This window comes from Streptomyces sp. NPDC101160, assembly GCF_044768205.1.
Classification (GTDB): Bacteria; Actinomycetota; Actinomycetes; order Streptomycetales; family Streptomycetaceae; genus Streptomyces.
Genome location: NZ_JBIWPJ010000011.1, coordinates 41,957 through 56,241 on the forward strand (window position 1 = coordinate 41,957; position 14,285 = coordinate 56,241).

The 14,285-nt window shown below is 72.0% G+C and carries 12 protein-coding genes; 7 read left to right on the forward strand and 5 right to left on the reverse strand.

Going from position 1 to position 14,285, the window contains the following annotated elements; genetic code table 11:
* Positions 1-71: 71 nt before the first annotated feature.
* Positions 72-1,061 (reverse strand): aldo/keto reductase, encoded by a 990-nt coding sequence (locus ACIRSU_RS31470; RefSeq protein ID WP_403799390.1) that lies wholly within the window; start codon positions 1,059-1,061, stop codon positions 72-74.
* A 168-nt stretch (positions 1,062-1,229) separates the two neighbouring features.
* Complete coding sequence (gene thpR / locus ACIRSU_RS31475; RefSeq protein WP_403799391.1) at positions 1,230-1,814, reverse strand: RNA 2',3'-cyclic phosphodiesterase; 585 nt, start codon at positions 1,812-1,814, stop codon at positions 1,230-1,232.
* A 65-nt stretch (positions 1,815-1,879) separates the two neighbouring features.
* On the opposite strand from thpR, the gene ACIRSU_RS31480 reads away from it, so the two are divergent.
* Entirely contained in the window at positions 1,880-2,392 is a 513-nt protein-coding gene (locus ACIRSU_RS31480; RefSeq protein ID WP_403799393.1) for a GNAT family N-acetyltransferase, read from the forward strand.
* A gap of 54 nt (positions 2,393-2,446) precedes the next feature.
* On the opposite strand, the gene ACIRSU_RS31485 is transcribed toward ACIRSU_RS31480, so the two are convergent.
* Entirely contained in the window at positions 2,447-3,805 is a 1,359-nt protein-coding gene (locus ACIRSU_RS31485) for an MFS transporter (RefSeq protein ID WP_403799395.1), read from the reverse strand.
* Between the two features lie 27 nt (positions 3,806-3,832).
* Positions 3,833-4,282: a MarR family winged helix-turn-helix transcriptional regulator gene (locus ACIRSU_RS31490; RefSeq protein WP_403799398.1), complete on the reverse strand. Its 450-nt coding sequence runs from the start codon at positions 4,280-4,282 to the stop codon at positions 3,833-3,835.
* Positions 4,283-4,426: 144 nt separating this feature from the next.
* On the opposite strand from ACIRSU_RS31490, the gene ACIRSU_RS31495 reads away from it, so the two are divergent.
* On the forward strand, positions 4,427-4,672 hold the full coding sequence (locus ACIRSU_RS31495) for a hypothetical protein (protein ID WP_403799401.1): 246 nt from the start codon (positions 4,427-4,429) through the stop codon (positions 4,670-4,672).
* Here ACIRSU_RS31495 and ACIRSU_RS31500 read toward each other — a convergent pair.
* The gene (locus tag ACIRSU_RS31500; RefSeq protein ID WP_403799403.1) at positions 4,642-6,090 is read right to left on the reverse strand and encodes an NCS2 family permease; all 1,449 of its coding nucleotides are present in this window, start codon (positions 6,088-6,090) and stop codon (positions 4,642-4,644) included. The genes ACIRSU_RS31495 and ACIRSU_RS31500 overlap by 31 nt on opposite strands.
* Before the next feature lie 156 nt (positions 6,091-6,246).
* Between ACIRSU_RS31500 and ACIRSU_RS31505 the strand changes: the two genes are divergently transcribed.
* The 5 genes from ACIRSU_RS31505 (at position 6,247) to ACIRSU_RS31525 (ending at position 14,278) form a co-directional block, all read left to right on the forward strand.
* A complete protein-coding gene (locus ACIRSU_RS31505) occupies positions 6,247-6,519 on the forward strand; it encodes a DUF2530 domain-containing protein (RefSeq protein WP_403799406.1) in 273 nt (90 codons plus the stop codon).
* Positions 6,520-6,686: 167 nt separating this feature from the next.
* Positions 6,687-9,077 (forward strand): HAD-IC family P-type ATPase, encoded by a 2,391-nt coding sequence (locus ACIRSU_RS31510; RefSeq protein WP_403799409.1) that lies wholly within the window; start codon positions 6,687-6,689, stop codon positions 9,075-9,077.
* A 121-nt stretch (positions 9,078-9,198) separates the two neighbouring features.
* Positions 9,199-11,676: a hypothetical protein gene (locus ACIRSU_RS31515; protein WP_403799412.1), complete on the forward strand. Its 2,478-nt coding sequence runs from the start codon at positions 9,199-9,201 to the stop codon at positions 11,674-11,676.
* A 97-nt stretch (positions 11,677-11,773) separates the two neighbouring features.
* On the forward strand, positions 11,774-12,679 hold the full coding sequence (locus tag ACIRSU_RS31520; protein ID WP_403799413.1) for a hypothetical protein: 906 nt from the start codon (positions 11,774-11,776) through the stop codon (positions 12,677-12,679).
* A 72-nt stretch (positions 12,680-12,751) separates the two neighbouring features.
* The gene (locus ACIRSU_RS31525) at positions 12,752-14,278 is read left to right on the forward strand and encodes an alpha/beta hydrolase (RefSeq protein WP_403799416.1); all 1,527 of its coding nucleotides are present in this window, start codon (positions 12,752-12,754) and stop codon (positions 14,276-14,278) included.
* The last annotated feature ends 7 nt before the right edge of the window (positions 14,279-14,285 follow it).

Here is a 14,285-nt window from a genome sequence, read left to right on the forward strand (position 1 = left end):
GCGCGGGTCACGCCGCCCGGGTGCGCCCGGACCCTGCGGTCAGGCCACCGCCGTCACCGTCACCGTCACCGTCACCAGGCGAACGCCTCCGGGGACGGGCCCGGGCCCGGGAAGATCTCGTCGAGGGAGGCGAGGAGCTCCTCGCCCAGCTCGACGTCGAGCGCGCGCAGGGCGCCCTGGAGCTGCTCCGGGGTGCGCGGGCCGACGATCGGTCCCGTGACGCCCGGGCGGGTGAGCAGCCAGGCGAGGGCCGTCTCGGCCGGGTCCAGGCCGTGCTTGTCGAGCAGGTCCTCGTACGCCTGGATACGGGCGCGCTGCGCCGGGTCGGCGAGCAGGTCCGCGGCCCGGCCGGAGGCGCGGCGGCCGCCCTGGACCTCCTTGCGGATGACGCCGCCGAGGACGCCGCCGTGCAGCGGGGACCAGGGGATGACGCCGAGGCCGTACTCCTGGGCGGCCGGGATCACCTCCATCTCGGCGCGCCGCTCGTAGAGGTTGTAGAGGCACTGCTCGCTGACCAGGCCGACCGTCCCGCGGCGGGCGGCGGCCTCGTTGGCCTGGGCGATCTTGTAGCCGGGGAAGTTGGACGAGCCGGCGTAGAGGATCTTGCCCTGCTGGATCAGTACGTCGATCGCCTGCCAGATCTCCTCGAAGGGCGTCAGGCGGTCGACGTGGTGGAACTGGTAGATGTCGATGTAGTCCGTGCCGAGCCGCTTGAGGCTGGCCTCGACGGCCCGGCGGATGTTCACCGCGGAGAGCTTGTCGTGGTTGGGCCAGGCAGGCCCGTCCGGCCCCATGTTCCCGTACACCTTGGTGGCCAGGACCACCTTGTCGCGGTGGGCCGGGTCCTTGGCGAACCACGAGCCGATGATCTCCTCGGTGCGGCCCTTCTCCTCGCCCCAGCCGTAGACGTTGGCCGTGTCGAAGTAGTTGAGGCCCGCGTCGAGGGCGGCGTCCATGATGGCGTGACTGGTCGATTCGTCCGTCTGCGGGCCGAAGTTCATCGTCCCGAGGACGAGTCGGCTGACCTTGAGTCCCGTGCGTCCGAGCTGCGTGTACTCCATGCGCACCAAGCCAACGCCTTCGAGTGAACTCGAAGCAAGCGTCGGTTTCGGGCCCCCGGGGTCATCGCCCTATTGGCCGACCACCGACGCCACCGCGACGATCGCGAACATCAGCACGAGCACACCGGCCATGATCCGGTTACGGGTTTTCGGGTCCACGCATCGAGGTTAACCTGGCGCGCCCAGCGGCCACGAAGCGACCGTCTCGTAGCGGGGCTGGGCGCCCGGGGTGCCGCCGCCCGGGAGGTTGCTGCGGATCAGGGCCAGCTCCTCGACCTGCCAGCGGGCGCCCTCGAAGTCGGCCATGGCGGCGACGAACGGGCGCAGGTCGACCTCGTCGGCGCGGGTGCGGCCGCGGGCGCGGGCGACGGTGAGGTGGGCCTGGTAGCGGCGGTGCTCGTCCATCGGGACGCCGGCGCGGCGGGCGGCGGCGTCGGCGCGCTCGGCGAGGAGCCGCATCTCGTCCAGGTCGCCCGCCGCGCCCGTCCACAGCACCGCCCGCCCGAAGTGCCCTCCGCCGTGCAGCCGCAGCGGGAACGGCGCCGTGCGGTGCGCCGCCCGGCCGAGCCGGGCGCCCAGGTCCGGCAGCAGCTCCTCGTCGACCTCGCCCATGAACGCGAGCGTGAAGTGCCAGCCCGGGCGCGAGGTCCAGCGCAGGCGGTCGGCGTCGGGCAGGTGGGCGAGGCGGTCGACCTCGCGAGCGAGCTCGGCGAGCTGCGCGGGCGGCGGGACGACGGCGGCGAAAAGCCTCATGAGGCGAGTGTGGCAGGCGCCGGGGCGGAGCGGGCGCCGCCCGCGCCCGGGCTAGCCTCTGCCGGATGGACAACGGGATCAGGATCAGGCAGGGCGGCACGGCGGACGTCCCCGCGATGCTCGCGATATTCGACAGCGCGGTGGTCTGGCTGAACGAGCGGGGCATCACCGCGCAGTGGGGCACCGAGCCGTTCAGCTCGCGGCCGAAGACGGTCGAGACGATCGAGCAGCTGGCGGCGGAGGGCGACCCGTGGATCGCCGAGCTCGACGGCGTCCCGGTCGGCACGCTCACCCTCACGCCGCACCCGGGCGGGTACGTGGCCGCGGCGGACGAGCCGGAGCGCTACGTGCGCTTCCTCGCCACGGACGGGCGCTTCCACGGGCACGGCGTGGGCGCGGCGCTGCTCGCGCACGCGGCGGAGGTGACGCGGCAGGCGGGCGTGTCGCTGCTGCGGGTGGACTGCTTCGCGGGGAGCGAGGGGCGGCTCGTGGAGTACTACGAGCGGCAGGGGTTCACCCGGACGGAGGCGTTCGCGGTGGGCGAGTGGCCGGGGCAGGTGCTGGAGCGGCGGGTCTGAGGCCGGGCGGGAGTACGGGGCGTGGGCCCGAAAGGGGGCCCCGCCCCGTACGTCCTACGCCGCCGGCGCCAGTGCCGGCTCGCGCTCCTGCGGGACGAAGCGGACCGTCGGGTGGCCGTGGTGCCAGCCCATCGCCACCTTCAGGCCGCCCACCCGGGCCAGGACCAGGCCGATGGCGGCCGCCGCGAGCAGGGAGACCAGACCGCCCGTCGCGAAGCCGACGCGCGCGCCGTAGGTGTCGGTGACCCAGCCGAGGAGCGGCGCGCCGATCGGGGTGCCGCCGGCGAAGACCATCATGTAGAGGCTCATCACGCGGCCGCGCATGACCGGGTCCGTCGCCATCTGGACGGCGGAGTTGGCGCTGATGTTGACCGTGAGGCCGATCATGCCGATCGGCACGAGCAGCAGCGCGAACAGCCAGAACGCGGGCGACAGGGCCGCCGCGATCTCCAGGACGCCGAAGACGCCCGCCGCGACCACCAGCATGCGCAGCCGGGTCGAGCCGCGGCGCGCCGCGAGGAGGGCGCCGACGAGGGAGCCGGCGGCCATGAGCGTGTTGAGGAAGCCGTACGTACCGGCGCCGACGTGGAAGACCTCGCCGGAGAAGGCGGTCAGCCAGATCGGGAAGTTGAACCCGAAGGTGCCGACGAAGCCGACGAGGACGATCGGCCAGATCAGGTCCGGGCGCCCGGCCACGTACTTCAGTCCCTCCCGCAGCTGGCCCTTGCCGCGCGGGGCGCGCTCCACCTTGTGGAGTTCGCTCGTCCGCATCAGCAGCAGGCCGGCGATCGGCGCGAGGAAGGACAGCGCGTTGATGAGGAACGCCCAGCCGCTGCCCACCGTGGAGATCAGCACACCGGCGACGGCGGGGCCGACGAGGCGGGCGGACTGGAAGTTCGCCGAGTTCAGCGAGACCGCGTTGCGCAGCTGCGCCGGGCCGACCATCTCGGAGACGAAGGACTGCCGGGCCGGGTTGTCGACCACGGTGACCATGCCGAGCAGGAAGGCGATCAGGTACACGTGCCAGACCTGGACCTGGCCGGTCAGGGTCAGCAGGGCCAGGGTCAGGCCGCACAGTCCGAGCGCGGTCTGGCTGGCGAGGAGGATGCGGCGCTTCGGGTAGCGGTCGGCGATGACACCGCCGTACAGGCCGAACAGCAGCATCGGCAGGAACTGGAGCGCCGTCGTGATGCCGACGGCGGCGGCGGAGCCGGTGAGGCTCAGGACCAGCCAGTCCTGGGTGATCCGGGCCATCCACGTACCGGTGTTGGAGACGATCGCTCCACTGAAGAACAGCCGGTAGTTCCGGATCCCGAGCGAGGAGAAGGTTCCCTTGCGGGCCCCTCCGCTCGCACGCGAATAGTGTGCGGGTTTATGGACGGGTGCGGAGTCTGCTCCGGGTCCCGTACTCAAAGTGCGTCGCCTCCTCGGCCATCGGTGCTAGAGGTGTGCGAGCTTCTCCAGGACCGGGGCGGCCGCGCGAAGCTTGGCCCACTCGTCCTCGTCCAGACCTTCGGCGAGGGTGGCGAGCCAGGCGTTCCGTTTGCGGCGGGACTCTTCCAGCATGGACTCCGCCTGCTCGGTCTGCCTGACCACCTTCTGCCGCCGGTCGTCGGGATGCGGCTCGAGCCTGACCAGACCCTTGGCTTCGAGCAGCGCGACGATGCGGGTCATCGACGGCGGCTGGACGTGCTCCTTGCGGGCCAGCTCACCGGGGGTGGCCGAGCCGCAGAGCGACAGGGTGCCGAGCACCGACATCTCGGTCGGGCTCAGCGACTCGTCGACGCGCTGGTGCTTCAGGCGCCGGCTCAGCCGCATCACGGCGCTGCGGATCGCGTTCACGGCCGCGGCGTCGTCGGCGGTGACGTCGCCATGGGACAGGTCAGGCATGTCCTTAGCGTAACTCATTACTCTTTCTAAAGACCAATCGGGGGCCCGGGCTGAAAACACCGTGGCGCAATCTGTCACCCAAATGAGTGAGAGCGATCCGGAAAGTGACGCACGCGGCCCTTCCCCGGCGCGAACCTGACGGGCATGGATTCGACCGTGCTCAGCCTGCGCATCGACGGAGAGCTGCTCGAACGGCTCCGCGGACACGCCGCCAGACGCGGAATGAGCGTCCAGGACTATGTCGCCCGGACGCTCATTCGCGAGGATTTCGACGAGCGGTTCAAGACCGCGGTCGAGGAGACGGAGAAGTTCTACGGGGCCTCCGACGCGCCCCGGGACCGCACGGACCCGGACCTGGCTCAGGTCAGGCCGAGCGCCGGCATCGCGTAGTAGAAGACGAAGACCGCCGACACGACGTACATCGCCACCGGGACCTCGCGGCCCCGTCCGGCCGCGAGCCGCAGCAGGGTGAAGGCGATGAAGCCGATGCCGATGCCGTTGGTGATCGAGTACGTGAACGGCATCATCACCATGGCCAGGAAGGCCGGCATGGCGATGGTGTAGTCGCTCCAGTCGATCTCCTTGACCGACCCGGCCAGGATCAGGAAGCCCACCGCGAGCAGCGCGGGCGTGGCCGCCTGCGACGGCACCATCGTGGCGAGCGGCGTGAGGAACAGCGCGACCGAGAACAGCGCGCCGGTCACCACCGAGGCGAGGCCCGTCCGGGCCCCCTCGCCGACACCGGCCGTGGACTCCACGAAGCAGGTGGTGGCGGAGGAGGAGGTGGCGCCGCCGGTGGCGACGGCGAAGCCGTCGACGAGCAGGACCTTGTTGATGCCCGGGAAGTTGCCGTCCTTGTCCATCAGCTTGGCCTCGTCGCCGACGCCGAGGATCGTGCCCATGGCGTCGAAGAAGCAGGACAGCAGGACGGTGAAGACGAAGAGGACGCCCGTCAGCACGCCGACCTTGTGGAAACCGCCGAACAGGCTGAACGAGCCGAACAGGCCGAAGTCGGGGCTGGCGACCGGGTTGCCGGGCCACTCCGGGGTGGTGAGGCCCCAGGACGGGACGTCGACGACGGCGTTGACCACCATGGCCACGATCGTCATCACGACGATGGAGATCAGGATCGCGCCCGGCACCTTGCGGACGATCAGCGCGAGCGTGAGCAGCGTGCCCAGGATGAAGATCATCACGGGCCAGCCGGTGAGGTGGCCGGTGCCGCCGAGCTGGAGCGGGACCGTGGTGTGCGCGGCGTCGGGGATGCGGGAGACGAAGCCCGAGTCGACGAGGCCGATCAGCATGATGAACAGGCCGATGCCGATCGCGATGCCCTTGCGCAGGCCGGCCGGGACCGCGTTCATGACGCGCTCGCGCAGGCCGGTCGCGACGAGGAGCATCACGACGAGGCCGGCGAGGACGACCATGCCCATGGCGTCCGGCCAGGACATCTTCGGCGCGAGCTGCAGCGCGACGACCGTGTTGACCCCGAGGCCGGCGGCCAGCGCGATCGGCACGTTGCCGATGACGCCCATGAGGAGCGTGGTGAGGGCCGCGCTCAGGACGGTCGCGGTGACGAGCTGGCCACCGTCGAGCTGGTGCCCGTACATGTCCTTGGCGCTGCCGAGGATGATCGGGTTCAGCACGATGATGTAGGCCATCGCGAAGAAGGTGGCGAAGCCGCCCCGGATCTCACGGGCTACAGTGGAGCCGCGCTCCGTGATCTTGAAGAAACGGTCGAGACCGGAGACGGGACCCTGGGGGCTCTGCGCTTCCGGAGTGGCCTTGGCGGGGGCCGTCGTACTCATGGGGGTGGGTTCCTCTTCGAGAGAAAAATGCGTCCCTTTTGGCGGTTCATACGAAGGGAACCTGCCGGAGGCAAACCGTTTCAGTATGAACAGATAAACGAACGCCAGTCCATCTCCGCGCGTAGACAACCAAACCGGCGGCCTAGACTGAGCCGCATGGCGAAGTGGACACCGAAGCACGAGGCACCCGAGCCCCTTGAGGGGCCCGTCGTCGCCACCATCACCGGCGGCACGATCCTCTGGTTCGTCCTGTTCCTCGTCCAGGTGCCCTTCTACGGCTGGTTCGCCGACCACAACGCGACCTCGTGGGTGTGGACCTGCCTGGCCGGCGCGGGCCTCGGGCTCATCGGCATCTGGTACGTGCGGAAGCGCGACGCGGCGATCAAGCGCCACCGGGCGGCGCAGGGCACACAGGCCGCGCAGGAGTAGCTACCGGAGCGGCTTCCGGGTGCTTCAGGTGCGGCTTCCGAGTGCTCCTGGAGTGCTTCCGGAGTGCTTCAGGGTGCTTCAGGTGCGGCTTCCGGAGCTGCTTCCGAGTGCTTCCGGAGTGGCTTCTCGGCAGGTGACCGGACGCATCCGGTCGTACCGTCGAGAACATGACTGAGCGGACGCAGACCGACGCGCGCGACACGCCCCCCGTCGTGCACCGCCCCGCCGGCCTCACCTCCGCCGAGGTCGCCGAGCGCGTCGCGCGCGGCGAGGTCAACGACGTACCCGTCCGCAGCTCCCGCTCCACCGCCGACATCGTCCGCGCCAACGTCTTCACCCGCTTCAACGCGATCATCGGCGTGCTGTGGCTGGTCATGCTGTTCGTCGCGCCGATCCAGGACAGCCTCTTCGGCTTCGTGATCATCGCCAACACCGGCATCGGCATCGTCCAGGAGCTCCGCGCCAAGAAGACCCTCGACGGGCTCGCCGTCATCGGCGAGGCCAGGCCCACCGTCCGTCGCGACGGCGTCGCCGCCGCGATCTCCACCTCGGAGATCGTCCTCGGGGACCTGATCGAGCTCGGGCCGGGCGACAAGGTCGTCGTCGACGGCGTGGTCGCCGAGGCCGACAGCATGGAGATCGACGAGTCGCTGCTGACCGGCGAGGCCGATCCCGTCCTGAAGCGGCCCGGCGACCCGGTGATGTCCGGCTCGTTCGTCGTCGCGGGCGGTGGCGGCTTCACCGCCACCAAGGTCGGGCGGGAGGCGTACGCGGCGCAGCTCGCCGAGGAGGCGTCCCGCTTCACGCTCGTCCACTCCGAGCTGCGCACCGGCATCTCCACGATCCTCAAGTACGTGACGTGGATGATGGTCCCGACCGCGCTCGGGCTCGTCATCAGCCAGCTCGTCGTCAAGAACCACGACTTCAAGGAGGCCGTGGCCAGGACGGTCGGCGGCATCGTCCCGATGATCCCCGAAGGGCTCGTCCTCCTCACCTCCGTCGCCTTCGCGATCGGCGTGATCCGGCTCGGCCGCAGGCAGTGCCTGGTGCAGGAGCTGCCCGCGATCGAGGGCCTCGCCCGCGTCGACGTCGTCTGCCTCGACAAGACGGGCACGCTGACCGAGGGCGGCATGGACGTCACCGAGCTGCGCATGCTGAACGGCGCCGACGAGTCGTACGTACGGAAGGTGCTCGGCGCCCTCGGCGAGTCCGACCCGCGGCCGAACGCCTCGCTCCAGGCCGTCATCGACGCGTACCCGGACGCGGTGGACTGGCGGTGCACCGAGTCGCTGCCGTTCTCGTCGGCGCGCAAGTACAGCGGCGCCGCGTTCAGTGAGGGCGACGGCGAGGACTCCACCTGGCTGCTCGGCGCGCCCGACGTGCTGCTGCCGGACGGCGACCCGGCGCTCGGCGAGGTCGACCGGCTCAACGAGCAGGGCCTGCGGGTGCTGCTGCTCGCCCGGGCCGCGACCGACCTCGACTCCCCCGACGTGGCCGCCGGCGCCCGGGCCACCGCGCTCGTCGTCCTGGAGCAGCGGCTGCGGCCCGACGCCGCCGACACCCTCGCGTACTTCGCCGACCAGAACGTCACCGCCAAGGTCATCTCCGGCGACAACGCGGTCTCCGTCGGCGCCGTCGCCGGCAAGCTCGGCCTGCCCGGCGCCGCCGACACCGTCGACGCCCGCGCCCTGCCCACCGAGCGCGACGCGATGGCACAGGCCCTCGACGCGAACGCGGTCTTCGGCCGGGTCACCCCGCAGCAGAAGCGCGACATGGTCGCCGCGCTCCAGTCCCGCGGCCACACCGTCGCCATGACGGGCGACGGCGTCAACGACGTGCTGGCCCTGAAGGACGCCGACATCGGCGTCTCCATGGGCTCCGGCTCCGAGGCCACCCGGGCCGTCGCCCAGATCGTCCTCCTCAACAACTCCTTCGCGACCCTCCCGTCGGTCGTCGCCGAGGGCCGCCGGGTCATCGGCAACATCACACGCGTCGCGACCCTCTTCCTGACGAAGACGGTCTACTCGGTGCTGCTCGCGATCCTGGTCGTGATCAGCCAGGTCGAGTACCCGTTCCTGCCCCGCCACCTCACCCTGCTGTCCACGCTCACCATCGGCGTCCCCGCCTTCTTCCTGGCCCTCGCCCCCAACAAGGAGCGCGCCAGGCCCCACTTCGTACGGCGGGTGATGCGGTACGCGATCCCCGCCGGCGTCATCGCGGGCGCGGCCACCTTCGCCACGTACCTCCTGGCCCGCCACTACTACACCGGCCCGCACGCCCTCGACGCCGAGACCAGCGCCGCCACCCTCACCCTCTTCCTCGTCTCCATGTGGGTCCTCGCGATCATCGCCCGCCCCTACACCTGGTGGCGCATCGCCCTGGTCGCGGCCATGGGCGCGGCCTTCCTCCTCGTCCTCGTCGTGCCGTCGCTCCAGCACTTCTTCGCGCTGAAGCTGGTGGGCGTGACGATGCCGTGGACGGCGGTGGCGATCGCGGTGGTGGCGTCGGCGGTCCTGGAGGTCGCCTGGCGATGGGTGGGACGGCGGTTCCCGGCGTAAGCGACGCGTCAGGAATTCGACGATCCCCGTACAACCCTGTGATCTCTGGTGAGTCTTGTGGGTGAGGCACCAGAGACGAGGGGTGGGGACGCGCATGCGTCAGGGAAGACGATGGGCCCGGGTGACCGGGGTGGTGTGCGGGGCGGCCATGGCGGCCGCGACGCTCACGACGCAGGCGGAGGCGGAGGAGAACCCGCCCGCGGAGAAGGTGGCCCCCGCGGTCACGAGCCCGGCCGCCGGCCGGACCGCCGCCCGGCTGAGCAGCGGCGAGACGGCCGCGCTCGGCCGCGGCGGGCTGAGCGTGACGGGACCCGGCGGCGCGCCCTCCGGACCGTACGCATTCGCCAGGGCCGGCGGCCGCACCGAGGTCACGCCGACGGCCCGGCGCACCCCGCAGAAGACCACGCTTCTCGGCGCCACGGCCGGCGCACCGGCGCCGCTCGCGGCCGCCGCCACCCAGCGGGTGAAGATCGACCTGATCAACACGTCCCACTGGGGCGGCCTCATCCACGTCTGGAACCGCAGCACCTGGCAGTACTACGACGTGCGCGAGGAGCAGTGGGACGACTTCGGCACGGTCGACCTGCCGCCCGGCGACTACCTGGTCATCGGCCTGTGGAGCAACTGGCAGCAGCCGACCCACCTGCTGTCGAAGACCTTCACGGTCGGTACGGCGCCGCTCACCGTGACGCTCGACGCGAGGACGTCAAAGCAGACGCGGCTCACCGTCGACGACCCGAGCGCGGGCCGCGCCGACTCGTCGATCTGGATGTCGCTGCCCAACGGAGACCTCGCGGGCTTCGCCGGCGGTGGCACCACCGAGGTCTACGTGAACCCGATCTCGCTGCCCGGCGTCAGCCTCAGGCTGCACGAGGTGATCGCACGCAAGGGCACCACGCCCAACCGGCCCAGCCCCTACCGCTACGACCTGATCCACACCTTCGCCAACGGCGTCCCCACCACGCCCGTCGCCGCGGTGCGCACCGCCGACCTGGTGAAGACGCGGACGACGGTCCGGTCCTCGGGCGCCGGGATCAGCGCAACGTACGGTGTCGCCTGCCTGTGCGGCGAGCAGTCGGCGGCGTACAACGTGAGCGCCGTCCCGGCACCGGGCACCTTCACCCACTACCTGACCCCCGGGAAGACGTTCAGCCGCGACCTGCGGCAGGGCGAGCTCGATTCCCAGCTGCCGGATCTGGGCCTGTCCCAGGGCGAGGCGCCCGCGGAGACCTTCGGGCAGGCACCCGTCACCATCGGCGGCAACAACTCGTCCTGGAGCCGCGGCACCTTCTACCTGGACGAGACCCGCTTCGCCGACTCCCTCGGCAACCGGGACACCGACTTCAACACCACGCACACCTACCGCGTCACCGCCGAAGGGCAGGAGCTGGGCCGGTCGGGTCCGCTGAGCTTCAGTGACCGGTACAAGCTGCCGGTGGCCCAGTACGCCACGTACGGCATCCACCACACCGTCGCCCGCGCGTCGCTCTCGACGCGGCTGTCCCCGCGCGTCCAGACCGACTGGCTCGTGCCCAGCAGCTCGCTCGGCCCGGACAGCACCACCGCGCTGCCGGTGCTCGACGCCCGCGTCGACGTCCCCGGGCTCGACCTGCGCAACCGCGCCGCGGCCGGGCCCGCCACCGTCCGCGTCTCGCTGGCGAACCGGGTCTCCTCCTACGCCGCCACGCTGACCTCCGTCGAGTACTCCTTCGACGACGGCGCGACCTGGCAGCCCGCCCCGCTCACCGCCGGGGCGACGGCGGCATCCGGCACGGTCACGATCGACGTGCCGGCCACGGCCGGCTTCGTCTCGCTCCGGATCGGCGGCAAGGACACCTCCGGCGGCACCGTCACCCAGACGATCACCCGCGCCTTCGGGGGCCCCGGCACCCAGACCGCCCTCAAGGCCGGCTCGATCACGGTGGGCGACGTCCTCGTGAACTACGGCCAGGCGCTCGTTCCCGGCCTGACCGGCGAGGAGACGTACAACGCGCGCTTCACCGTCAACGCACCCGGCGGCGTCGGCTCGGCGGGGCTGTACCTCTACCACGGCGCCTACACGGCCCCCGACGGTCTGCTGTACGTCTTCCCGGGCCAGTGCACCAAGCGGGCGACGGGCACCGTCTACGACTGCACGACCGAGTTCCACATGAACGCCGCCACGTACATCGGTCTCAACAAGCTGGCGGGCGCCTGGTCGGTCGCCGCCTGGGCGCACTCCGCCGACGGCGCGAGCATCTACCAGGGCCAGGTCCCCGGACAGGTGATCTTCCGGAGGTCCGCCAAGCTCACCCTGACCTCCCTCACTCCGCAGCCGGTCACCCGCGGCGGCACGCTCACGGCCAAGGGCCGGCTGACCGGCGCCGCCTGGGAGTACGGCGCGCAGACCGGCCTCGCCGGGCAGAAGGTGGAGCTGCAGTTCAAGAAGGCCGGCACCGGCACCGCCTGGTCGATCGTGGCGACCGGAACGACCGACTCCAGCGGGTACGTGACCATCAAGCGCACCGCCTGGAACGACGGCACCTGGCGCCTGGTCCACGGCGGCAGCGCCACCAACACCTGGGCCCCTTCAGGGACCGACTACGTCGACGTGCGCTGATCCACGCACCGCACCGAAGCACCGACGGAGGCCCGGCCACATCAAGTGGCCGGGTCTCTTCGGCCTTTGACTCTCGCCCTTTGGCACGATGACGGGCGTGGACAAGGCATACGAGGCAGACAACGCACCCGACGCCGGATTCGCCCGTACATTCGCCCGTACGGTCTGGCAGGTCATGGAACCCGTGCACGCCGTCACCTACTTCGCGCCCGAGAGCCGCGAGGCCAACCGCGAAGTCGGGCTGCGCGGCTTCTGGATGGGGTACTTCGCGGCGCGGGCCGCGCCGCTGGGGGCGGTGGCGGCCGGGGTGGTGGAGGCCGCGTTCTACAACTTCCATCCGGCGATGGTGCGGCGGGCGATCCCCGACGCGTGGGGCTTCGCGGCGCCCGAGGCGGTGCTGAAGGCGCGTACGGAGGCGGCGACGGCGGCGCTGCGGCGGGTCGCGCCGTCGGCGGCGGAGGCGGCCGCGGAGCTGCTGCCGCTGCTCGGGCGGGTGGTCGGTGCGGCGGACGGTGCCGGGCGGCCGCTGTTCGCGGCGAACCGGGGCGTGGCCGCGCCCGAGGACCCGGTGGGCGCGCTCTGGCAGGCCACGACGGCCCTGCGCGAGCACCGCGGCGACGGCCACGTCGCCCTCCTCGCCGCCGAGGGCCTGGACGGCTGCGAGGTCCACGTCCTCTTCGCCGCGTCGGAGGGCGGCGCGCCGACGGCGACGCTCCGTGAGAACCGCGGCTGGACGGAGGACGACTGGCGGGCGGCCGCGGACCGGCTCGCCGGGCGCGGGCTGCTCGGCGCCGACGGGGCCCTCACGGCGGAGGGCCGCGCCCTTCGCGCCCACATCGAGGGCCGGACGGACGCCCTGGCCGTACGGCCGTACCGCGACGCCCTCTCGGCGGCGGAGGCGGACCGGGTGGTGGCCGTCCTCGGGCCGCTGGCGGGCGAGGTCCTGGCCTCGGGGACGATCCCGTTCCCGAACCCGATGGGGCTGCCGGCGCGCCGGCCCTGAAGGTAACCCCACCCCCGCCTCGGGGGCCGGCACCCGTGTGCCGGCCCCTCGCGCGCGCCTAGCGTCGACGGCATGACACGACCTCATATCACCCTGCTCGGCGCCGGGTTGGCCCTGGGCTTCGCGATGACGGGAATCACGGGAGTCACGGGTGCCGGCGCCGCCGCGGCCGCGACACCGCAACTCCGCTGGGGCAGCTGCGTCCTCGGTCCCGACGACCGGGAAGGACAGGAACTCGCGGCCGCGGGAGCCGAGTGCGCCGGGGTCAGGGTGCCGCTCGACTACCGGCGGCCGCAGGGGCGGAGCCTCACCGTCGCGATCTCGCGGATCAGGGCCACCGACCGCGCGCACCGGATCGGGGCGCTGCTGCTCGACGACGGAGGGCCCGGCGGGGCGACCATCGGGGCGCCGCCGCGGGTGGCGGCGGCGCTGAAGGACGTCGCGAAGCGGTACGACATCATCGGCATGGACCCGCGGTTCGTGGGGCGGAGCAATCCGCTGGACTGCGGGTGGCCGGTGGGCAGCGGGATCACGTCGGCGGGGAACAGCCGGGCGAGCTTCGAGCGGCAGGTGGCCTTCCACAAGGACCTCGCCGCCAAGTGCCGGGCGAACGCGGGCGACCTGCTGCCGCACGCGAGCACCCGCAACACCGCGCGGGACATGGACGTGATCCGGGCCGCGCTCGGCGAGCGGAAGCTCAACTACCTCGGCGTGTCCTACGGCACGTACCTCGGCACGGTCTACGGCCAGATGTTCCCGGGCCGCGCCGGACGCATGGTGCTCGACGGGGCGCTCGATCCGCGGGTGTACGGGCCGGCGATGCTGCCGACGATGATCGGGCCGAACGAGCACGCGCTGGCCGACTGGGCGGAGTGGGCGGCGGCCCGGAACGGCACGTACGGGCTCGGCCGGACCGGACCGGAGGTGCTGGCCGCCGTCCGGGGCGTCGTGGCGGCGGCCGGACGGGCGCCGCTGGTGCTCGGCGCGGGCGCGGACACCTTCCGGCTCGACGACACGCAGGTGCCGTTCCTGCTGTTCGGACCGCTCATGGACGACGGGGACGGGAACCGCGCCTTCCTCGCCGACGTGGTGAAGGTCCTCGGGACGGCGGCCGAAGGGCGGCCGACCGGACCGCTGTCGGCGGACCTCGCCGACCTCCTGCGGCACTCCTTCACCGGCATGGACTCGGCGCCCGCGAGCGCCCAGATGGCGATCATCTGCGCGGACGCGGCCGCGCCCCGCGACCCCGAGGTGTACTGGCGGGCCGTCGAGGCGAGCCGCGCCGAGCACCCGGTCTTCGGGCCCGCCCTGAACAACCTCACCCCGTGCGCGTTCTGGGAGCGCCCGCGCGAGCGGCGCACCGAGGTGCGCCACGACCTGCCGGCCCTGATCGTGTCGGCGACGGGCGACCCGCGCACGCCGTACCCGGGCGCCGTCGCGCTGCACGGACTGCTGCCCAGCTCGCGCCTGGTGACCCTGCAGGGCGTCAACAGCCACGGCCTGTACGGGTTCTACGGCAACGCCTGCGTGGACGCGGCCGTCAACGCGTACCTGGGCACCGGCCGCCTGCCGCAGGCGGACCTCACCTGCGGCAGGTAGCCACGGG

Excerpts from the sequence above, each read along its gene's own strand:
- ACIRSU_RS31470 (WP_403799390.1), bottom strand. The coding sequence starts at position 1,061 with ATGGAGTACACGCAGCTCGGACGCACGGGACTCAAGGTCAGCCGACTC.
- thpR (WP_403799391.1), bottom strand. The coding sequence starts at position 1,814 with ATGAGGCTTTTCGCCGCCGTCGTCCCGCCGCCCGCGCAGCTCGCCGAG.
- ACIRSU_RS31480 (WP_403799393.1), top strand. The coding sequence starts at position 1,880 with ATGGACAACGGGATCAGGATCAGGCAGGGCGGCACGGCGGACGTCCCC.
- ACIRSU_RS31490 (WP_403799398.1), bottom strand. The coding sequence starts at position 4,282 with ATGCCTGACCTGTCCCATGGCGACGTCACCGCCGACGACGCCGCGGCC.
- ACIRSU_RS31495 (WP_403799401.1), top strand. The coding sequence starts at position 4,427 with ATGGATTCGACCGTGCTCAGCCTGCGCATCGACGGAGAGCTGCTCGAA.
- ACIRSU_RS31500 (WP_403799403.1), bottom strand. The coding sequence starts at position 6,090 with ATGAGTACGACGGCCCCCGCCAAGGCCACTCCGGAAGCGCAGAGCCCC.
- ACIRSU_RS31505 (WP_403799406.1), top strand. The coding sequence starts at position 6,247 with ATGGCGAAGTGGACACCGAAGCACGAGGCACCCGAGCCCCTTGAGGGG.
- ACIRSU_RS31510 (WP_403799409.1), top strand. The coding sequence starts at position 6,687 with ATGACTGAGCGGACGCAGACCGACGCGCGCGACACGCCCCCCGTCGTG.
- ACIRSU_RS31525 (WP_403799416.1), top strand. The coding sequence starts at position 12,752 with ATGACACGACCTCATATCACCCTGCTCGGCGCCGGGTTGGCCCTGGGC.